Raw genomic sequence first — 17,945 nt, 5'->3', positions numbered from 1 at the left:
CCTTTCTGCTGCCGCGCATTTCATTCTTGATGTCCGCCGTCGTTCGGCCGCGGACCTTCCGGGCGGACCTCCATGCTGGGAACCCTTATTCAACAGACTGTCAACGCCCTGACGATCGGCTCGATCTACGCTCTGATCGCGTTGGGCTATACGATGGTCTACGGCGTCCTGCGCATGATCAATTTCGCCCACGGCGAGATGTTCATGCTCGGCGCTTACGCCGCATTTCTTGCACTCAGCCTGTTTGTCGGTGAGATCGGCGCGGCCGGTGCATTCGCCTTCACCCTTGCCTTCTTCGGCGCCGTCGTCGCTGTTGGTTTCTTTGGCGTCGGCATCGAGCGGCTGGCCTACAAGCCGCTGCGCAATTCCACCCGCCTGGCGCCAATGCTGTCCTCGCTCGGCGTATCGCTCACGCTGGTCACCGGCCTCCAGATTTTGGCAGGACCGCAGCCCGTCGCCTTCCCCAGTTTCTTCCCGGCCACGCGCTACGATTTTTTCGGTGGCTCCGTGACGTCTGTGCAGATCGGCATTCTCGTTGCGGCCTTCGTTCTGATGTTCGCGCTCTACATGTTGGTCAACCGCAGCCGCATGGGCATCATCGTGCGCGCCGTTTCGGAAAGCCGCCCCACGGCGCAGCTTCTCGGCATCAACGTCAATCTGGCAATTTCGGCAGTCTTCTTCTCCGGCCCGTTGCTCGGCGCCGCCGGGGGCATTCTCTATGCCAGCTACTACGGCATCATGTCGCCGACCATGGGGGCCGTCATCGGCCTCAAGGCCTTCACGGCAGCGATCCTCGGCGGGATAGGCTCCATTCCCGGCGCCATGCTGGGCGCCTACATTCTGGCTTTCGTCGAAGTGGGAGGCACGGCGCTGCTACCGATCCTCACCAACGGCATGCTCGGCACGGAGTATCGTGACGTGCTCTCATTCGTCATCCTCATCCTCGTGCTGCTCGTGAGACCCGCCGGTATTCTTGGCGAGCCGGTGTCCGAGGAAAGCATGGTCTACAAGAGGGAGTTCTGATGTCTGTCGTAGATACCTCTCCCCCGGCCAAGCCAAAGGCAGGGCGTCTCGTCGCGTTTCTCGTGCTCGCCGCCATTGCAGCCCTGGTCGTTGCGATCCCGGTTTTGTCGAACTACCACATCCGTGTCGTCAACAGTCTGCTGATCTACATCCTGCTCGGGATCGGCCTCAACATCGTCATCGGCTACACCGGCCTTCTCGATCTTGGTTTCGTGGCGTTCTATGCTGTGGGAGCCTACACCTATGCGCTGCTCGCCAGCCCGCAGCTCGATCTGCATCTGCCTTTCCTCCTGATCGTCGGCATCGCGGCCTTCATGGGCATGATCACCGGCATTCTGCTCGGTATCCCGGTGCTGAAGCTGAGAGGTGATTATCTTGCCATCGTGACCCTCGGTTTTGGTGAGATCATCCGCATCGTCATCAACAATGTCGATTGGCTGACCGGCGGCCCGAAGGGTATTGCGCGTCTCGACAAGGCGTCCATTCTCGGCGTGGAGATCGCAAAGCCTGTGGAAATCTACTGGCTGCTGCTGGTCACCGTCGTCCTGACCGGGATCCTGGTCTGGCGGCTCGAGCGCTCCATCCTCGGCAAAGCCTGGGCGGCGATCCGCGAGGACCAGGATGCTGCGCGCGGCATCGGCATCAACACGACCAATGCCAAGCTGGCCGCCTTCGCAACGTCCGCCACCATCGGTGCCGTTGCCGGGACGATCTTTGCCGCCTCGCAGCGTTTCGTCAGCCCGGAAAGTTTTACGCTGCAGGAATCCGTACTCATCGTCCTGATGATCGTCATCGGCGGGATCGGCAACATTCTGGGCATCGTCGCGGGTGCGGCCATTCTTATCCTGTTGCCGGAAATGCTCAGGGAGTTTGCCGAGTGGCGCATCCTCTTCCTGGGCATCCTGATGGTCGTTCTCATCATTGTGCGCCCGGCCGGCATCGTGCCGCGCAGCTTCGGCCCGGAAAAACTCATTCGGGGGCTTTTCGGAAAATGACACTCGTCTTCAGCAACCTGCGAAAGCAGTACGGGGCCAACGTCGCCATCAACGACGTATCGACCGAATTCGCGCCCGGCCTCATTCACGGCGTCATCGGCCCGAACGGTGCCGGCAAATCGACGCTTATCAATATGACTGCCGGCTCCTACACGATCTCTGCCGGCTCCATCTCCCTCGACGGGCGGCGTCTGGACGGGATGAAGAAATACCAGATCGCCAATTCCGGCATCGCGCGCACCTACCAGAACATCCGCCTGTTCGATCAGATGACCGTGCTGGAGAATCTGGAAGTCTGTTCCTATCCGGCGCAGGTGCGCGACACGTGGAAAGAGGTTCTCTGGCCGCCCTATGGGCGCGCTCGCGCGGGATCACGTCGCGAATCCTGTATGGAAATCCTGCGCTTCTTCGATCTCCAGGGGTATGCCGACATGGAAGCCGGCAGCCTTCCCTATGGCCGCCAACGCATGTTGGAAATCGCCCGCGCCCTCGCCATGAACCCGCGCGTTCTTCTGCTCGACGAGCCTGCCGCGGGTCTCAACCACCATGAAACGGCCGATCTGACGGCCAAGCTCGCCGAATTGCGCTCGCCTGATCGGATCATGCTCGTCGTTGAGCATGACATGGATCTGGTGATGACGCTTTGCGACAGGATTGTCGTGATGCATCACGGCAAACTCCTCTTCCAGGGAACGCCCGCCGAAGTTCAGGCGAGCAGCGACGTTCAACTTGCCTATCTGGGGACTGATAATGACATCGATGACATCAGAGCCGCTGCTCAAGATCGCCGGGCTCAGCTCGGGATACGGGCGCGTCGGCGTTCTTGAAAGCGTCGATCTCGAGGTCGACCCGCGTGAGATCGTCGTTATCCTCGGACCCAATGGTGCGGGCAAGACGACGCTGCTCAACTCCATCTCGGGTGTGGCTCGTCCCACGGCCGGCACCATTCACTTCGAGGGCCGCGATATCACCGGCGCGCGACCGGAGCAGGTGGTGCGCATGGGGCTTACCCACTGCCCGGAGGGTCGGCAGATCTTCCAGCGCCTGACGGTCGAGGAAAACCTCGTCGCCGCCCATATCGGCCGTGCCGGCAAGAGTTTCGAGGCGTTGCGGACAGAGGTGTTTGATCTCTTTCCCGTTCTCAAGGAGCGCCGCAACGGCATGGCGAGCCGCATGTCCGGCGGCCAGCAGCAGATGCTGGCGATCGGTCGTGCGCTGATGGCGGAACCGACGCTTCTCATGCTGGACGAACCCTCTCTCGGCCTTGCTCCGAAGATCGTCCACCAGATCTTCCGCATCATCCTCGACCTGTCGAAAACCGGCATGTCAATCCTGCTCGTGGAGCAGAATGTCCAGCTTGCGCTGGAATGCGGCGACTATGGCTATCTGTTCAACATGGGGCAGGTGAAGCTCCATGGACCCGCACAGGAAATGGCGGAGCACTCAGCGCTGGGCGAACTCTATCTCGGCGGGGCCAACGAGGACACCGTCCGTGTTTGATGTCGACTGGAAGAGCCCGCATCTATGGCGGAAGACGACAGCGACCCGAAATGCATCTCCCGCCCTCACCGATGATCTCGAGACTGACGTGCTTGTGGTCGGCGGTGGTTTTACCGGTCTCGCCGCGGCGCTGGGTGCGCGCGACAGCGGGGCGAATGTCGTCCTTCTCGAGGGCAACGAGATTGGGTCAGCTGCGTCGGGCCGCAACAACGGCCTCGTCATTTCGCATCATTCCAAGGCCTCGCCCTCAGAGCTCGAAGCGAGTTTTGGGAAGGTGCATGGCGCGCGGTTCAACGCTCTTGTCGCAGGCGCAGCCGATGTCGCCTTCGGGCTGATGCAGCGCTTCGGCATCGATGCCCATCAAGTCCAGGAGGGCTGGATCCAGCCGGCGCACACGAAGGCGACACTCGCTCGTGCGCGTCGGTTCCATGACGAATGGCGAGCCTTCGGCGCACACGTCTCCTGGCTCGACCGGGACGAGGTGACGGAGAGGGTGGGCAGCCCGTATCTTGGTGGCTGGATGGTGCGCAATTCCGGGCACATCAATCCCTTCGCGATGACGGTCGGGCTTGCTGGTGCGGTCGAGCGCGAGGGCGTGAAGCTCTTCGAAAACACCCGGGCGCTCCGTCTGGAGAGGGTGGCGGCAGGCTGGAAAGTTTATGCCGGCAGCGGCAGTGTGACCGCGCGCGCGGTTGTGCTGGCCACAAATGCATTGACGGATGACCTATGGCCGGGCTTGAAGCACACGCTCATTCCGATGAAGGTCTTTCAAGCGGCAACTGAGCCGCTCGCCGAGGACCTGAGGGAACAGATTCTCGTCGGCAATCCAGCCGTCTCCGACATGCGCAACGACCTTCGCTACTTCCACTATGACCGCGACGGACGTCTTGTCAGTGGTGCGACGCATACATTCTGGCATGACGAGGCGGCCCGCGGGCGGGCCAAGGTGGCGAAGATGCTCGCCAACACCTTCAAGGCCCTTGGCGGCGAACCGCGCATTACCGAATATTGGCATGGTACCTTTGCGGTGGTGCCGGATCTGAAGCCGCACCTCTATCGGCTGGCACCGGGCCTGGTCTTCGGCGGCCTCTATTCCGGGCGGGGCGTGGCGCTTTCCATGGCTCTGGGGCAGGATATCGGCCGTTGGGCTGCCGGCCGCCGGACCGATGCGGACATGCCGCTGCCAGTGACGGCCATGAAGCCGATTGCCTTCCATCCCCTCGCCGTGCAGGTCGCCAACCGCATTCATCCGTGGAACCGCTTCAAGGACAGGCGTGCCTGACCTTGAAGCGTCGCCGGGGCGTTACCGCTTACCGTCGAGATTGCGGAAGTAGCGAACCTCGATCGCGCGCAGGATATCGCGCGGTTCTTCGTCGTAGCTTTCGGAAAACTGGTCATCGCCACTTTCAATCGTGATCGCCCAGCGGCCACGATGCGGGTTGAGCGCGCAATCCGGGAAATTCATGTGATGGTGCCAGGACTTGCCCGCATCATCGATGTCGACGAGACGGCGCAGCAGCGGCGACCCGTCTAGCAATGCGCCTTCGGCACTTGCCGGGTGGCCTGCATCCAGGATGTCGTCGCCATGCAGCATCTTCACAAGTTGCTTGTCCACCTCCGGAAAGCCGTCCGAGGGGGCGATGTAGGCCGTCTGCGTTGAATCGTCTTCCACGACGGCAGCATAGCGGCCCTCGAAAGGGTTGAAACGGCAGCCGGGCGACAGAACGTGCGAATGCCACGCCTTTCCCTCGCTTTGAAGGCGGTTGGCAAGTGGCAAGCACTCTTCAAGCGCAATGGTCTTGTAGTCGATCGAGCCGTGGTGGACAGTGCCGTTGCACATGGGAATGCCTTTTGTTGGATTTCGAGTGTGGGGATCAGCCCTTCGAGAAACGCGTTCCGCCGACAACCTGTCGGGTCGGCATCATCTCGACGGTGGAAATATCGGTCGCCGGCGGGGTGGCGAGCATGTGGAGGATCGTCTGGGCGACGTCGTCCGGGAGGATGCATTCGTAGCCATCGTAAAAATCAGTATCCATCTCGAGCTGGCCGTGAATGCCGGTTCGCACACGGCCAAGGCGGATTTCGCCGACCCGGATAGGCGTGTCCTGAAGATCGAAGCGCAGATTTGCCGCAACCGACTGCATGGCGGCCTTGGTGGCGCTGTAGGCGCCGGGTCCCGCGCCCGCTACATTGCCGCAAATCGAGCCCAGCAGCACGACCGAGCCACGCTGGCGCTCGACCATCCCGGGAACGACGGCGCGCAAGATGTTGAACATGCCGGTGACATTGACGGCGATCAGTTGCGCGATCGTCTCTGCCGGTGTCCGATGGATCGGCAGGTTCGGTCCGAGAAGGCCGGCGCCGTGGATCAGAACGTCCGCCTTCACGCCCACCAGTGCGGCGTCGACCGCCTCGGCATCGGAGATGTCGACCGCAATACCCGTGCAGCCACATGCGTCGGAGAGTTGTTCAAGGGCATCCCGGCGCGTCCCAAGGGCAAGAACCTGAAAGCCCTTTTCCGTTAGCTGTCGCGTCACGGCCTGGCCGATGCCGCCTGTTGCGCCCGTCACGATTGCTGTTCCAGCCATCCGTTTTCTCCACCAGAGGGCATCATGTTATTTGTTGTAACATTTTGCGTGACGCTCTCTTGCGCGTCAAGGAAAAGATGCAGGAAATCGTCGACTTATGATGAAAAGGCGTGTCGCGGGTTCGCGACTGAAAATGGCAAAAAGCGAAACAGCGCCCACAATACGGCGCGTGCAGGACGTACCGCGCCGCCCCGAGGCTTGGGCATCCTGTTTTTCGGTCTTATCGGCCAGCCTTTTGGCGGCGCTCTGCTCCCTGCTGCGCCGTGATCATATCCAGCAGCGTGTCTGCTGCGAAATTGATGTCGATGACGACGGCGCTCGCAAGACGCTCTGGATCGCGCGAATGAAGGGCGCGGACCATCGTGTGGTGATTGTTTATGCCCTGGTCCATTTGGCCGAAGCTGGGATAGATGACGTTCAGATAGGAACTGTTCATCATCCAGCGCTTCTCGATCATTCGCACCAGCTCGCTCATGCCACTGGCACGGTAGATCGCGAAGTGGAATTCCCAGTTCAATTCCATGACCTGGGCATAGTCTTTCCGCTCGTTCGCCTCCACCATCATCTCGTTGATGCGCGTGATGTTGGCGATGCCCTCGTCGGTGATACGCATGGCCGCCTCGCGCGCGGCCAAGGCCTCGAGCGCCGTGCGGATCTTTGTCAGCTCGACGATTCGCTCCGTCGTGAGCGTCGGCACATAGACGGAGCCGTTCGGCCGCATTTCGAGAATGCCCTCGGCGGCGAGGTTGTAAAGTGCTTCCCGGGCGGGCGTCAGGCTTACGTCGAGCGCGGTTGCGACCGCACGGATCGTCAATTTCTGACCGGGCTTGAAACGGCCAGCCATGATGGCGCTTCCAAGCTGGGTGCGAACTTGCTGACCGAGGGTCTCGCTACGACCGATCGGCGCCAGATCCACGCCGGCCAGCGAAACGTCCAAAGGCTTCTTCTTGCTCATTCTGCCGCCAAACTGTGTGAACCTGCCGACCACGCGGCAGTCCCGCTCATCGCATTTCTGTTACTTGTCATTGCATACAAGAGCGCGACAAGCCGCACAACTCTCTCCCCGCCTCAGTGACTGAGGACCTGGCTCAGGAATGTGCGGGTTCGCTCACTCTTCGGATTGTCGAACAGGTCCGCCGGAGGGCCTTCCTCAACGATCTCGCCCTTGTCCATGAAGATGACACGGTCAGCGACCTGGCGGGCAAACCCCATTTCATGGGTCACGCATACCATCGTCATGCCGTCGTTCGCCAACTCCACCATGACGTCCAGCACCTCCTTGATCATTTCCGGATCGAGGGCGGAGGTGGGTTCGTCAAAGAGGAGGATCTTCGGCTTCATGCACAGCGCGCGTGCAATGGCGACGCGCTGCTGCTGGCCGCCGGAGAGCTGGCCGGGGAATTTCTCAGCCTGCTCGGGAATGCGAACGCGCTCCAGATACGTCATGGCAGTCGCCTCGGCTTCCTCGATCGGTACCTTGCGGGCGAGGGTAGGGGCGAGCGTGCAGTTCTCCAGCACGGTCAGGTGCGGAAACAGATTGAAATGCTGGAACACCATGCCGACGTCCCGGCGGATATGATCGATCTTGGCGATATCGTCATTCAGCTCGGTGCCGAGAACGTTGATCAGGCCATCCTGATGTTCTTCTAGCCGATTGATGCAGCGGATCAGGGTAGACTTGCCCGAGCCCGACGGGCCGCAGATGACGATCCGCTCGCCCGTGCGGACCTCCAGGTTGATATCCCGCAGGACCTGGAAACGGCCGTAGAACTTGTTCATGCCGGAAATGTGGACTGCGGCTGCGCTCATCACGAATCTCTTTCAATGCTGGCCGATACGCATGCGCCGTTCGAGATAGGCGCCATAGCGGGAGAGGCTGAAAACGAACAGGAAGTAGACGAGACCGACGAAAATATAGACCTCGAAGTAGGCGAAGGACCATTCGCCCGTGCCGTAGGCCGCATGGCCGGAGGCAAGAATATCGAAGAAGCCGATGATCACGATCAGCGAGGTCTCCTTGAAGGTGATCACGAGCTGGTTGATCGTCGGCGGCAGGGCATTGCGGAAGGCCTGCGGCAGGATGATGCGGCCGGTGCGCTGCCAATAGCCAAGCCCGAGCGCTTTCGCGGCCTCTTCCTGCCCGACAGGAACGGATTGAATGCCGCTGCGGATGATCTCGGCCTGATACGCGGCGAAGAAAAGCGCAAAGCCGATGATGACACGCCAGATCTTGTCACCCTGCAGCCAGCCGGGCAACACGAAGGGGAGGATCAGTGCCGCGGTAAAGAGGATGGTGATGAGGGGCAGGGAGCGCACGCCGTCGATAAATGCGCCCGTGGTCCTCGAAACGACGGGCAGTTCCGAGCGCCGCAAGAGCGCCAGCGCGATCGCCATCGGCATGCCGATGAGGACGCCGGCCGCATACAGGAAGACGGTCAGCGTCAGGCCACCCCAGTCCGCCGGCATGACGACCGGCATTCCGAAAATGCCCCCACGCATGAGGATGTAGAAGACCAGAAAGCCGGTGCACCAGAGGCTTGCCAGCCTCAGCGGTTTCCAGAACCATGGCACGCAGGACAAGACGATCGTGACCACCACGGCAATGCAGGCGAGCATCGAGCGCCATTGTTCGTCGTAGGTAAACAGGCCGAAGATGATGATGCGCCAGCGCTGATGGATCACCGCCCAGCAGGCGCCTTCAATGCCGCGACAGACGGTCGAGGTGCCGTCAGGCGACGTCCAAACGGCATTCAGAATGGCCCAATCGGCGGCCAGGAAGGCGAAATAGGCGAGGACGATGATCCCCGACACCGAAATAAGGGCGTTGAAGGGTGTTCGAAAATAACGCCGGCGGATTTTTTCCAGCAAGCCTGTGGGGCGAAAGCCGGAGGCGCTCAGCGGAGAAGGGGTGGTTGTCGCGGAAACGGTTGCCATGGGGCTCTCTTCAGGTTCTCAGCTGCGTGCCCTTGAGGGCAATCGCCTTGTTGACGCGATTGAGCACGAAGGAGAGCGTGTTGTTCATGATGAGGAAGCCGGCCATCAGGATTGCGATCAGCTCCAGCGTCTGGCCGCTCTGGTTGATGGAAACGGAAATGACCGAGAAGAAGTCCGCAAAACCGACGACGATGCCGAGCGTCGTCGCCTTGAACAGCCAGACATATTGGTTGATCAGCGTGGGGAGAACGGCGCGGATGGCGAGCGGAAGGTGCACGCGCGAAAAGACGTGCCAAGGCGAAAGGCCGAGTGCACGTGCTGCCTCGACCTGCCCCTTGCCGACCGAGATGAAACCGGCGCGGATGACCTCGGCGATATAGGCGCCGCCATAGATGGCGGTGGCGATGGCAAGAGCCGCCATTTCCGGCGGGACGGTGATGCCGCCGCGGAAATTGAGGCCTTGCAGCGAGGGGACCGAAATGAGCGCGGAGCCCGGCTCGCGCGCATAGACGAGGATGGCCGCCATGGCTGCGAGCGTGGTCCCGGCAATAACGCCTTGAACCTTACCCCGGCTTCGAGTGCGCCGGAAGCGGCGGGTCATCGAGAACCAGGCAAGAACGGCAAGGCCGGCAAACAGCACCAGGGCTACGGCCGCAAACCATTTGCCTTCCACGTTCAGGCTCGGGATGAACACGCCACGGGCAGAGAGAAAGATGGAATCGAACAGCGCATACGCCTGCTTGGGCGGCGGAAAATGCGTGAGCGCGGCATACCAGAACAGGGCCTGGAGAATGAGCGGTACGTTGCGGAAGGCTTCGATGTACAGCGTTCCGATGTCATTGAGGACACCGTTCGATGAAATCCGGAAAATCGCGATGACCAGGCCGACGATGTTGGCGAGGACGATGCTGAGCAGGCCAAGGAAGATCGTGTTGACGATGCCGACCCAGATCATGCGCGCATAGGAGCTGAACGGATCGAACGGGATCAGCGAAAAGCCGATCCTGAAGCCGGTCGACTTGTACAGGAAGTCGAAACCGCCCGTCATGCCTTGCGCGGCCATCTTGGTCGTCGCCTCATGTACGGCGCCGGTGATGGCGAGGACGAGAATGACGAGAAAGGCAACCTGATAGATGACGTTGCGCGTTTTTCTGTTTCTCAATATCTGCATCGGAACACCTCTCCGCTCTGATCGTGGCCGCCGGCGCGTCGAGCGCCGGCGGCCGTCCTGGGAGGAGGATCAGTCGAGAACGAGCGGGTAGAGGATGCCGCCATTCTTGAGGAGCGCATTGACGCCACGCTCGACCTTGTAGGGCGAATCCTTGCCGATGTTGTGGTCCCAGATTTCCGAATAGTTGCCGACGGTCTTGATGACGTTGTAGGCCCAGTCGTCCGTCAGGCCGAGCGGCGTGCCCATGCCGGGCGTCGCACCCAGAAGCTTGCCGACCGCAGGCGTCGGGGGATTGGCCTTCATCTCGTCCACATTCGCGCTGGTCACGCCGGACTGTTCGGCCAGAAGCAATGCCGTCTGCACCCAGTTGGCGATATCGACCCAGTTGTCATCACCCTGGCGCATGACGATGCCCACCGGCTCGGCAGACAGGACGTCGGGAAGGATCACGAAGTCGTCCGCATTTTTTGCCTCGGTGGCGCGCAGGACGCCGAGCTGCAGATCCCATTCCATCATGGCGTCGCAACGGCCCGAGAGGAAGGCAGCATTGGCTTCTTCCGTCTTTTCGAAGGGCACAACCTCGAGCTTGTAGCCGTTTTCGGCCTCATGCTCGACGGCGTAGCGCTCCATCGTCGTGCCGGTCGGCAGGCAAAGCGTACCGCCATCCAGATCCTTGGCAGAGGTGATGTTCAGTTCCTTGCGCACCATGTAGTGAATTGCGGCCATCATGTAGGGCTGCGCGAATTGCGCGCGGATTTCGGTGTCGCGGCTGAACGTCCAGCCGGAGGACTTGATGACGAGATCCAGCTCGCCGGACTGGAGCGACGGCCAGCGCTGCGCCCAGCTCGTGGGCTTGACGTCGAGGTGGTTTTCCCAGGCGCCGAAGACGGCGGTTGCTACGGCACGGCAGAGATCGATGTCGAAGCCTCTCCAGTTGCCTTTGTCGTCAACCTCGGCAAGGCCCATGTAGGAGCCGTTGTGACCGGTGCAGGAAAGCGCGCCGCGCTCCTTCACCTTCTTGAGCGTTTCACCGTATTCGGCGTGGGCCGGGGTGATGGAAAGAAGAACGGTACCCGCGAGCGCGGCGGCAAGTGTCAGCTTGATAGACATGAATTCCCCTTTTTTGTGCTGATTGGCGATGACCGGACGGCCCGTGCATCAAAAGTTATTTGTTATATAATATGACGCCTTTTGCTTTTGTCCAGATGGATTAGCGCATGGCGCAGGAAATTTAATAAGCCACTGTTTATGCGTAATTTAGCGGGATTATCTGGGTTTATGCGCAGGTTTTTTTCCACAGCTAACAAAAAACGAATTGCGCCAATTTTCGAATATGATACGTGTTATAACAAATCTGAAGACGAGGATTACGATGAGAAACGCGCCATCCACGGACGAGCTGAAGGAAATCCACCACAAGATGGTGGTGACGCGCGAATTGGAAGAGGTGCTTGGCGCCTACGCGAAGGAAGGCAAGACGCGCGGGCCTATCCATCGTTGCGATGGCCAGGAGGCCGTCGGTGTCGCAGCCTGCGTTGCGTTGCGTTCCGACGACTATGTCTGCACCACCCACCGCGGACACCATGTCTATGTCGGCAAGGGACTGACGGCGCGCGGCATCGTTGCCGAGATCTTCGGCCGCGAGACCGGCTACTGTAAGGGTAGGGGTGGTCACATGCTGCTTGGCGACGTGACGACCGGCATGCTGGGCGGCAACGCCATTGTCGGCGCCGGCATTCCGGCTGCGACGGGCATGGCGCTTTCCATCCAGATCCTCAAGCAGGATCGCGTTGCGATGGTGGTCTTCGGCGATGGCGCTGCCCAGACGGGTATCTGCCACGAGGCCATGAACATGGCGGGGCTCTGGAAGCTGCCGGTGATCTTTGTTCTCGAGAACAATCAGTATGGCCTCACCGTGCGCCAGGACGTGCAGTCGCCGGTGGCCGATCTCAGCATTCGCGCTGCCGGTTATGCGATGCCTGGTGAAATCGTCGATGGCAACGATGCCGAGGCGGTCTACCGTTCCGTGGCCGCCGCCGCCGAGCGCGCACGCCGTGGCGAGGGGCCGAGCCTGATCGAGGCGAAAACCTATCGGGTCAAGGGCTTCTCCACGTCCGATATGGGCGGCTATCAGTCCGAAGAGGAAATGGCGCCCTGGCTCGAGCGCGATCCGATCAAGCTTTCGGCTGAAAAACTCGCAGCCCTGGTGGGCGCCGAAACAGTGTCGGCGATCGAGGCTGCGGCCCGTGCGGAGGTCGCAAGCGCCTTCGAGGTCGCGCTTGCCGACCCGTTTCCCACCTTCGAAATTCATGCCCCCTCGGCCGCCTACTCGGAGTCCAAGTAATGACCTTGATGCGTTATGCAGAAGCGTTGAACGCCGCCCTCAGGGAGGAAATGCAGCGCGATCCGAGCGTGTTCCTGTTCGGCGAGGACATCGGCCGCTATGGCGGCGTCTTCAAGGTTTCCAAGGGCTTGCGTGATGAATTCGGCGATGCCCGGGTGCGTGACACGCCGATCTCGGAACAGGCGATGACGGCCATGGCTGTCACCGCGGCAATGTCCGGCACGCGCCCCGTTCTCGAAATCATGTATGCCGACTTCCTGCCGCTGTCGCTTGATGCGCTGGTCAACCAGGCCTCGGTCTTCACCTATCTCTGGGAAGGCCAGGTGGATATTCCCTTCGTGCTTCGCACCCAGGGCGGCGGCGGCGTCGGCACGGGCGCCCAGCATGCCAAGAGCCTGGACGCGATGGTCTGCCATATTCCCGGCATCAAGGTCGTGGCGCCGGCAACACCAGCGGACGCGAAGGGTCTCCTTAAGTCGGCAATCCGCGATCGCCAGCCCGTGGTCTTTCTGGAGCATAAGTTGCTCTACAACACGCGCGGCGAGGTTCCGGACGGTGATGACGTGCTGGTGCCGATCGGCAAGGCGCGGACCGTCGTCGAGGGTAAGCACGTCTCGATTTTCGCCTCGTCGAAAATGGTCATCGAAGCGGAGAATGCCGCTAAGCTGCTGGCCAAGGACGGCATCGAGGCGGAGGTGATCGATCTTCGCACGCTTCGCCCGCTCGACCTTGACGCCATCCGCCAGTCCATCGCCAAGACCAACCACGCCGTCGTCGTGAATGAGGGCTGGACGTTCTGTGGTTACGCGTCCGAGCTATCTGCGACGATCATGGAGTATTGCTTCGACGATCTGGATGCGCCGGTCGTGCGCGTGGCGATGCCTGACATGGCGATCCCCTATTCCGAGCCGTTGGAAATGGCCGTTCTGCCAAATGCAGCGAAGATCGCCGCCGCGGCAAAAAAGGCGCTCGCTTAGGGCCGGGAGAGAAATATGGCAACGCCGATAACAGCAGGCGCCATCGCCGGCGAATATATGGAAACGTTGGTGATCGTCGAATGGCGCGTGGCAAAGGGTGACACCGTAGCCGAGGGCGACGTTCTGCTGACCATCGAGACGGCAAAAGCCGCGGTCGACGTCGAGGCGCCCTGCGATGGTGTCATCAGCGCGATCTTCGCCGAAGCGGAGAGCGAGGTGCCGGCGGCAGCGGTTCTATGCCTGATCGGCAAGGACCTGTCGGATGTGAGCTATGACGGTGATGAAACACAGGCTGCCGATGCCGGCAATCCGCCCGCATTGCCGGCTGTCCAGGTCGCGTCTATCGCAGAGATGACGCAGATCGTGTCCGCGACGTCACGGATCGTGGCAAGCCCTGCTGCGCGCCTGGCTGCCCGGGAAGCGGGCGTCGACCTGCGGACCGTCAGATCGAGCAGCGCGTCGGGCCGCATCAAGCTGCGCGATATAGCTGCGGCATCCCGCGCTTTGCCGGTTGTTACGGCAATCTCGCCGGCCAGCCTGCCCGCCGACGAGAGTGGCCCACTCAAGATTCACCGCAGCGGCACCACCAGTGGCGCGCCGGTTTTCCTTATTCATGGTTTTGCCAGCGACTCCCTGTCCTGGTATCCGCTCGACCGGCATCTTGCCAAGAGCCACCCCGTTTATCGGCTCGACCTGCCCAATCACGGCGCTTCGCCGAAACGTCAGGTTGGCACCTTTGCCAATCTCGTGCGTGAAGTGCGCGAGGCTTTCGACTCTCTCGATCTCGATGGCGTGCATGTGATCGGGCACTCGCTCGGCGGTGCGCTTGCGCTTGCGCTGGCGGATACACGCCCCCGCAGGGTGGCCTCGCTGGCACTCCTTGCACCCGGCGGGTTGGGGCCAAAGATCAACGGCGACTTCATCGGCGGAATCGCTCGGGCCTCCCGACCGGAAAGCCTCGAGAGCTGGCTGAAGGTGATGGTTCACGATCCACGCCTCATTGACCCGGCCTTCGTCAACGCTGCCTTTGCGGCGCGCACGGACGCCGGTCTGCGCGCAGCGCAGACTCATATGGGCGAAACGCTGTTTGCCGACGGCACGCAAGGTTTCGACCTTTCCGCCGCCCTGCAACGACTGGAATGCCCGGCGCGGATCGTCTGGGGCCGCAAGGACAGGGTACTCGATTGGAAAGACGCCTTGCGGGCGCCCGGCCATGTCGGGCTGCATCTGCTCGCCGATGTCGGGCACGTTCCGCAACTGGAAGCGCCGGATCTTACCCTCGGCATCGTCACTGCGCTGATCAAGAGCGTCTGAGAGGAAACGTCATGTCGCACACGCTTCTTCTTATCGGCTGTGGGAACATGGGCTTTGCCATGCTGCGCGGATGGTTGAGGGAGGATCCCTCACTCATCGTTCATGTTGTGGAGCCTACGGACGAGCTTCGCGAACGTGCAGCCAAGGCCGGTGCAAATACTGTTTCCGATATTGCCGATCTGCCGGAGGGCCTTGCGCCCGTTCTCGTATTCGTTGCCGTCAAGCCGAACCTTGTCCAGCCGGTTCTGCAACGGTGCGGCGGCTTCGTCGAACGCGGCGCGACCTTTGTTTCGGTTGCGGCAGGCGTCACGACTGCTTCTATGGCCGACGTCCTTCCCGCCGGGGCGGCAATCATACGCTGCATGCCCAACACGCCGGCCGCGGTCGGCGACGGCATGCTGGTTCTCTATGCGCGTGACGGTGTCTCGGACGGTGCTCAGCACCTTGTTTCCACACTGCTTGCCACTTCGGGCGTGGTGGCCTGGATCGATGACGAAGCGCAGATGGACGCCGTCACGGCCATTTCCGGCTCCGGTCCAGCCTATGTCTTCCACTTCATCGAAGCCTTGACGGAAGCCGGCGTGGCACTCGGCCTTCCCGCAGCAACCGCTGCCCTGCTTGCAAAACAGACCGTACGCGGTGCCGGCCGGCTTGCCATGGAGGCGGATGTCGATCCCGCGACCCTGCGCCGGCAGGTCACGAGCCCCGGCGGCACGACCGCCGCCGCATTGGACGTCTTCATGAACGATGATCGCACCGGGCGGCTCGTGGCCGAGGCCACGCGCGCCGCCCGCGACCGCAGCATCGCACTCGGTAAACCGAACTGACATAAATCTGGAAGGACATAGACATGATAAGCCTCATTACGGGCGGCGCGCAGGGCATTGGCTTTGCGACGGCGGAACACTTCATTGCCAGGGGCGACAAGGTCTGCATTTTCGACCGTGCCGGCGTGGCCGAAGCCAAGGAAAAGCTCGGCCCGGATGTTCTGGCCATCGAAGGCGATGTCACCAACCAGGCGGAGGTTGACGCCGCTGTCGCCCTGACGATTGAGACCTTTGGCGGGCTCGACACCCTCGTCACCGCAGCCGGCATCGTGACGGTCGAGCCTGCGCTCGATGTGGCGCCCGAGGCATTCATGCGCATGATGAACGTGAACGTGCTTGGCAGCTTCCTGCCGGCCCAGAGCGCCGCGCGCCACATGAGCGAGAATGGCGGCGGCAGCATCGTTTTCATCGGCTCCGTCTACGGCTCCGTCGGTGCGCCGAAGCGCACCGCCTACTGCGCCTCGAAGGGCGCGGTTCACAACATGATGCAGTCGCTCGCGACAGAGTGGGGACCGCTCGGCATTCGCGTCAACGCCCTGGCACCCACAGGCGTACGTACGCCGATGGTGCAGAACCTCATCGACAACGGCCTCTACAACATGACGGGCGTGCGCAACCGCACGCCGCTTGGCCGTATCGCCGAGCCGGAAGAAATCGCCGCCGCCGCCGCGTTCCTGTCCTCGCCGGGAGCCGCGATGGTTCACGGCGCCGTGCTGCCGGTGGATGGCGGCTGGATCGCCAACGGCTTCACCTGGTGACGTGTTTCTCAAACCATCCCTTTTTCCGTTCAGACACGAAAGGCTGAGACAATGACGAAGCGTATCAACATCTCTTCCGGATCCTCCTTCGAGAAAGCCTTTGGCTATTCCCGTTGCGTGAAGGTCGGCGACACTGTCTATGTGTCGGGCACCGTCGGCATCAATTTCGAGACGGGTGAATGCAGCCCCGACCCGGTCGAACAGCTTCGCCAGGTCATCGGCAATATCGAGCCCTGGCTGGAAAAGGCCGGTGCTTCGCTGAAGGACGTCGTGCAGATCACGACCTATGTCACCTCCGCCGAAGTCTTTGCCGCCATCGGCCCGACGCTGAAGGAAATCTTCGGCGAGATCCTGCCGACGAATGCAGCGCTCGTCGTCCAATTCCCGGTCCCGAACGTCAAGGTCGAAATCTCCGCAACGGCTGTCATCGGCTGCGGCGCCTGATAAAATGGCGCCCGCCGGACTTCCCGGCGGGCGCTCCCTTTCTTGGCCTCCTTGCGGGCGTCCGGCATGCTTCGAAATCTCATTCATCCCGACAACCGGCATGCCCTCACCGTAGGAATAGGCCTTGTCATCATTGGCTACTTCCTCTTCGCGCTGAATGACGTGGTGGCCAAGTTCCTGGTCGCAAGCTTCGGCGTCGGGCAGGTGCTGACCATCCGTGCAATCGGTGCCTTTGCCGTTCTCGTGCCGCTGGCCCGCCAGCAGGGCGAACATCCCTTCCGCAACGTGCATCGACCGCTCGTGCAGATATTGCGCGCCCTTCTCATCACGCTGGATACGGCGTTGTTTTACGCCGCCGTCGTCTATCTGCCCCTCGCCGACGTCATGACGTTCTATATGGCCGGGCCGATCTACATGACCGTGGCGTCGCATTTTCTGCTGGGCGAGCGGGCCGGCTGGCGACGCTGGAGTGCCGTTCTGCTCGGCTTCATCGGCGTCGTGGTCGCGCTCGATCCATCAACATCGGCGTTCTCGGCGCCGGCCTGGTTTGCGCTCATCGGCGGACTTGCCTACGCACTCACACTGGTGCTCAATCGTTCTCTTGCGCAGACGGGCGACGCCACGCTTGGCATCTACCAGGGGCTTGCGACCTTCATTCTCGCCGGCGCTGCTTCTGTTTTCGACTGGCGATCCTTCACCATGGCCGAAGGCGCATCCATGCTTCTTCTGGGCGTGATCGGCGCATTTGCCCATCTCGTCGTCACGCGTTCGCTGAAGCTTGCGCCGGTATCGATCCTGGCGCCGTTCCAATACACCCTTCTGCTGTGGGGAATGTTGTTCGGATTTTTGTTCTTCGGCGACGTTCCGGGTCCCAACATGATCGTCGGATCGGCGATTATCGTCGTTGCCGGCCTGTTCATCTCCCACCGCAAGGCGCGAAAGGTGGAGACGGTTCCGGACAGCGACCTGCCGGCGCAACTGCCATGAGCCCATGTCAATGGCGGTGTGCGACTAAGAACCACACGCTAGCCCGGACCTGTGAGCGTCGGCGCGTTTCGCAAACACATTCT

The 17,945-nt window shown here is 61.6% G+C and carries 19 protein-coding genes; 12 read left to right on the top strand and 7 right to left on the bottom strand.

Features of this window, described 5'->3' with window-relative positions; all coding sequences use genetic code 11:
- Nucleotides 1–72: 72 nt before the first annotated feature.
- The 5 genes from ACT6VE_RS10755 to ACT6VE_RS10735 are packed head-to-tail and all read left to right on the top strand — an operon-like array spanning nucleotide 73 to nucleotide 4,800.
- On the top strand, nucleotides 73–1,023 hold the full coding sequence (locus ACT6VE_RS10755; protein ID WP_444798603.1) for a branched-chain amino acid ABC transporter permease: 951 nt from the start codon (nucleotides 73–75) through the stop codon (nucleotides 1,021–1,023).
- A complete protein-coding gene (locus ACT6VE_RS10750; protein ID WP_444798602.1) occupies nucleotides 1,023–2,018 on the top strand; it encodes a branched-chain amino acid ABC transporter permease in 996 nt (331 codons plus the stop codon). Before ACT6VE_RS10755 ends, ACT6VE_RS10750 begins: the two co-directional genes overlap by 1 nt.
- The gene (locus ACT6VE_RS10745) at nucleotides 2,015–2,845 is read left to right on the top strand and encodes an ABC transporter ATP-binding protein (protein ID WP_444798601.1); all 831 of its coding nucleotides are present in this window, start codon (nucleotides 2,015–2,017) and stop codon (nucleotides 2,843–2,845) included. The genes ACT6VE_RS10750 and ACT6VE_RS10745 overlap by 4 nt, the downstream gene beginning before the upstream one ends.
- Complete coding sequence (locus tag ACT6VE_RS10740; RefSeq protein WP_171902486.1) at nucleotides 2,769–3,518, top strand: ABC transporter ATP-binding protein; 750 nt, start codon at nucleotides 2,769–2,771, stop codon at nucleotides 3,516–3,518. Before ACT6VE_RS10745 ends, ACT6VE_RS10740 begins: the two co-directional genes overlap by 77 nt.
- Complete coding sequence (locus ACT6VE_RS10735) at nucleotides 3,511–4,800, top strand: NAD(P)/FAD-dependent oxidoreductase (protein WP_444798600.1); 1,290 nt, start codon at nucleotides 3,511–3,513, stop codon at nucleotides 4,798–4,800. Before ACT6VE_RS10740 ends, ACT6VE_RS10735 begins: the two co-directional genes overlap by 8 nt.
- A 21-nt stretch (nucleotides 4,801–4,821) precedes the next feature.
- Here the strand turns inward: ACT6VE_RS10735 and ACT6VE_RS10730 are convergent, their stop codons facing one another.
- The 7 genes from ACT6VE_RS10730 to ACT6VE_RS10700 all read right to left on the bottom strand — a co-directional run bounded on the left by ACT6VE_RS10730 (nucleotide 4,822) and on the right by ACT6VE_RS10700 (nucleotide 11,321).
- Complete coding sequence (locus tag ACT6VE_RS10730) at nucleotides 4,822–5,358, bottom strand: hypothetical protein (protein ID WP_444798599.1); 537 nt, start codon at nucleotides 5,356–5,358, stop codon at nucleotides 4,822–4,824.
- A 34-nt stretch (nucleotides 5,359–5,392) separates the two neighbouring features.
- A complete protein-coding gene (locus ACT6VE_RS10725; protein WP_444798598.1) occupies nucleotides 5,393–6,106 on the bottom strand; it encodes an SDR family oxidoreductase in 714 nt (237 codons plus the stop codon).
- A gap of 220 nt (nucleotides 6,107–6,326) precedes the next feature.
- Nucleotides 6,327–7,061: a GntR family transcriptional regulator gene (locus ACT6VE_RS10720; RefSeq protein ID WP_069062750.1), complete on the bottom strand. Its 735-nt coding sequence runs from the start codon at nucleotides 7,059–7,061 to the stop codon at nucleotides 6,327–6,329.
- 113 nt (nucleotides 7,062–7,174) lie between these two features.
- A complete protein-coding gene (locus ACT6VE_RS10715; RefSeq protein WP_444798597.1) occupies nucleotides 7,175–7,915 on the bottom strand; it encodes an amino acid ABC transporter ATP-binding protein in 741 nt (246 codons plus the stop codon).
- Between the two features lie 12 nt (nucleotides 7,916–7,927).
- The gene (locus ACT6VE_RS10710) at nucleotides 7,928–9,040 is read right to left on the bottom strand and encodes an amino acid ABC transporter permease (RefSeq protein ID WP_444798596.1); all 1,113 of its coding nucleotides are present in this window, start codon (nucleotides 9,038–9,040) and stop codon (nucleotides 7,928–7,930) included.
- A gap of 10 nt (nucleotides 9,041–9,050) precedes the next feature.
- On the bottom strand, nucleotides 9,051–10,211 hold the full coding sequence (locus ACT6VE_RS10705) for an ABC transporter permease subunit (RefSeq protein ID WP_444798595.1): 1,161 nt from the start codon (nucleotides 10,209–10,211) through the stop codon (nucleotides 9,051–9,053).
- A 69-nt stretch (nucleotides 10,212–10,280) separates the two neighbouring features.
- Nucleotides 10,281–11,321 carry a transporter substrate-binding domain-containing protein gene (locus ACT6VE_RS10700; protein ID WP_444798594.1) on the bottom strand — a complete coding sequence of 347 codons (1,041 nt, stop codon included), beginning with the start codon at nucleotides 11,319–11,321 and terminating at the stop codon, nucleotides 10,281–10,283.
- Nucleotides 11,322–11,583: 262 nt separating this feature from the next.
- Here ACT6VE_RS10700 and ACT6VE_RS10695 point away from each other — a divergent pair, with 262 nt between their 5' ends.
- From ACT6VE_RS10695 to ACT6VE_RS10665, 7 genes are all read left to right on the top strand, one after another.
- On the top strand, nucleotides 11,584–12,555 hold the full coding sequence (locus tag ACT6VE_RS10695; RefSeq protein WP_069062754.1) for a thiamine pyrophosphate-dependent dehydrogenase E1 component subunit alpha: 972 nt from the start codon (nucleotides 11,584–11,586) through the stop codon (nucleotides 12,553–12,555).
- Nucleotides 12,555–13,532, top strand: a complete 978-nt coding sequence (locus ACT6VE_RS10690) for an alpha-ketoacid dehydrogenase subunit beta (protein ID WP_444798593.1) — start codon at nucleotides 12,555–12,557, stop codon at nucleotides 13,530–13,532. The genes ACT6VE_RS10695 and ACT6VE_RS10690 overlap by 1 nt, the downstream gene beginning before the upstream one ends.
- A 15-nt stretch (nucleotides 13,533–13,547) precedes the next feature.
- On the top strand, nucleotides 13,548–14,846 hold the full coding sequence (locus ACT6VE_RS10685) for an acetoin dehydrogenase dihydrolipoyllysine-residue acetyltransferase subunit (protein WP_444798592.1): 1,299 nt from the start codon (nucleotides 13,548–13,550) through the stop codon (nucleotides 14,844–14,846).
- A gap of 11 nt (nucleotides 14,847–14,857) precedes the next feature.
- A complete protein-coding gene (proC, locus tag ACT6VE_RS10680; protein ID WP_444798591.1) occupies nucleotides 14,858–15,673 on the top strand; it encodes a pyrroline-5-carboxylate reductase in 816 nt (271 codons plus the stop codon).
- 23 nt (nucleotides 15,674–15,696) lie between these two features.
- A complete protein-coding gene (locus ACT6VE_RS10675) occupies nucleotides 15,697–16,431 on the top strand; it encodes an SDR family NAD(P)-dependent oxidoreductase (protein ID WP_444798590.1) in 735 nt (244 codons plus the stop codon).
- 51 nt (nucleotides 16,432–16,482) lie between these two features.
- The gene (locus ACT6VE_RS10670) at nucleotides 16,483–16,875 is read left to right on the top strand and encodes a Rid family hydrolase (protein ID WP_069062759.1); all 393 of its coding nucleotides are present in this window, start codon (nucleotides 16,483–16,485) and stop codon (nucleotides 16,873–16,875) included.
- A 66-nt stretch (nucleotides 16,876–16,941) separates the two neighbouring features.
- Nucleotides 16,942–17,862: a DMT family transporter gene (locus ACT6VE_RS10665; RefSeq protein ID WP_444798589.1), complete on the top strand. Its 921-nt coding sequence runs from the start codon at nucleotides 16,942–16,944 to the stop codon at nucleotides 17,860–17,862.
- Nucleotides 17,863–17,945: the final 83 nt, after the last annotated feature.

The organism is Shinella sp. (genome assembly GCF_052438155.1).
Classification (GTDB): domain Bacteria; phylum Pseudomonadota; class Alphaproteobacteria; order Rhizobiales; family Rhizobiaceae; genus Shinella.
The sequence above is the reverse complement of the archived record's forward strand: the minus strand, read 5'-3'. Positions and strand labels throughout refer to the sequence as shown.

Excerpts from the sequence above, each read along its gene's own strand:
- ACT6VE_RS10755 (WP_444798603.1), top strand. The coding sequence starts at position 73 with ATGCTGGGAACCCTTATTCAACAGACTGTCAACGCCCTGACGATCGGC.
- ACT6VE_RS10750 (WP_444798602.1), top strand. The coding sequence starts at position 1,023 with ATGTCTGTCGTAGATACCTCTCCCCCGGCCAAGCCAAAGGCAGGGCGT.
- ACT6VE_RS10745 (WP_444798601.1), top strand. The coding sequence starts at position 2,015 with ATGACACTCGTCTTCAGCAACCTGCGAAAGCAGTACGGGGCCAACGTC.
- ACT6VE_RS10740 (WP_171902486.1), top strand. The coding sequence starts at position 2,769 with ATGACATCGATGACATCAGAGCCGCTGCTCAAGATCGCCGGGCTCAGC.
- ACT6VE_RS10730 (WP_444798599.1), bottom strand. The coding sequence starts at position 5,358 with ATGTGCAACGGCACTGTCCACCACGGCTCGATCGACTACAAGACCATT.
- ACT6VE_RS10725 (WP_444798598.1), bottom strand. The coding sequence starts at position 6,106 with ATGGCTGGAACAGCAATCGTGACGGGCGCAACAGGCGGCATCGGCCAG.
- ACT6VE_RS10720 (WP_069062750.1), bottom strand. The coding sequence starts at position 7,061 with ATGAGCAAGAAGAAGCCTTTGGACGTTTCGCTGGCCGGCGTGGATCTG.
- ACT6VE_RS10715 (WP_444798597.1), bottom strand. The coding sequence starts at position 7,915 with ATGAGCGCAGCCGCAGTCCACATTTCCGGCATGAACAAGTTCTACGGC.
- ACT6VE_RS10710 (WP_444798596.1), bottom strand. The coding sequence starts at position 9,040 with ATGGCAACCGTTTCCGCGACAACCACCCCTTCTCCGCTGAGCGCCTCC.
- ACT6VE_RS10705 (WP_444798595.1), bottom strand. The coding sequence starts at position 10,211 with ATGCAGATATTGAGAAACAGAAAAACGCGCAACGTCATCTATCAGGTT.
- ACT6VE_RS10700 (WP_444798594.1), bottom strand. The coding sequence starts at position 11,321 with ATGTCTATCAAGCTGACACTTGCCGCCGCGCTCGCGGGTACCGTTCTT.
- ACT6VE_RS10695 (WP_069062754.1), top strand. The coding sequence starts at position 11,584 with ATGAGAAACGCGCCATCCACGGACGAGCTGAAGGAAATCCACCACAAG.
- ACT6VE_RS10690 (WP_444798593.1), top strand. The coding sequence starts at position 12,555 with ATGACCTTGATGCGTTATGCAGAAGCGTTGAACGCCGCCCTCAGGGAG.
- ACT6VE_RS10685 (WP_444798592.1), top strand. The coding sequence starts at position 13,548 with ATGGCAACGCCGATAACAGCAGGCGCCATCGCCGGCGAATATATGGAA.
- proC (WP_444798591.1), top strand. The coding sequence starts at position 14,858 with ATGTCGCACACGCTTCTTCTTATCGGCTGTGGGAACATGGGCTTTGCC.
- ACT6VE_RS10675 (WP_444798590.1), top strand. The coding sequence starts at position 15,697 with ATGATAAGCCTCATTACGGGCGGCGCGCAGGGCATTGGCTTTGCGACG.
- ACT6VE_RS10670 (WP_069062759.1), top strand. The coding sequence starts at position 16,483 with ATGACGAAGCGTATCAACATCTCTTCCGGATCCTCCTTCGAGAAAGCC.
- ACT6VE_RS10665 (WP_444798589.1), top strand. The coding sequence starts at position 16,942 with ATGCTTCGAAATCTCATTCATCCCGACAACCGGCATGCCCTCACCGTA.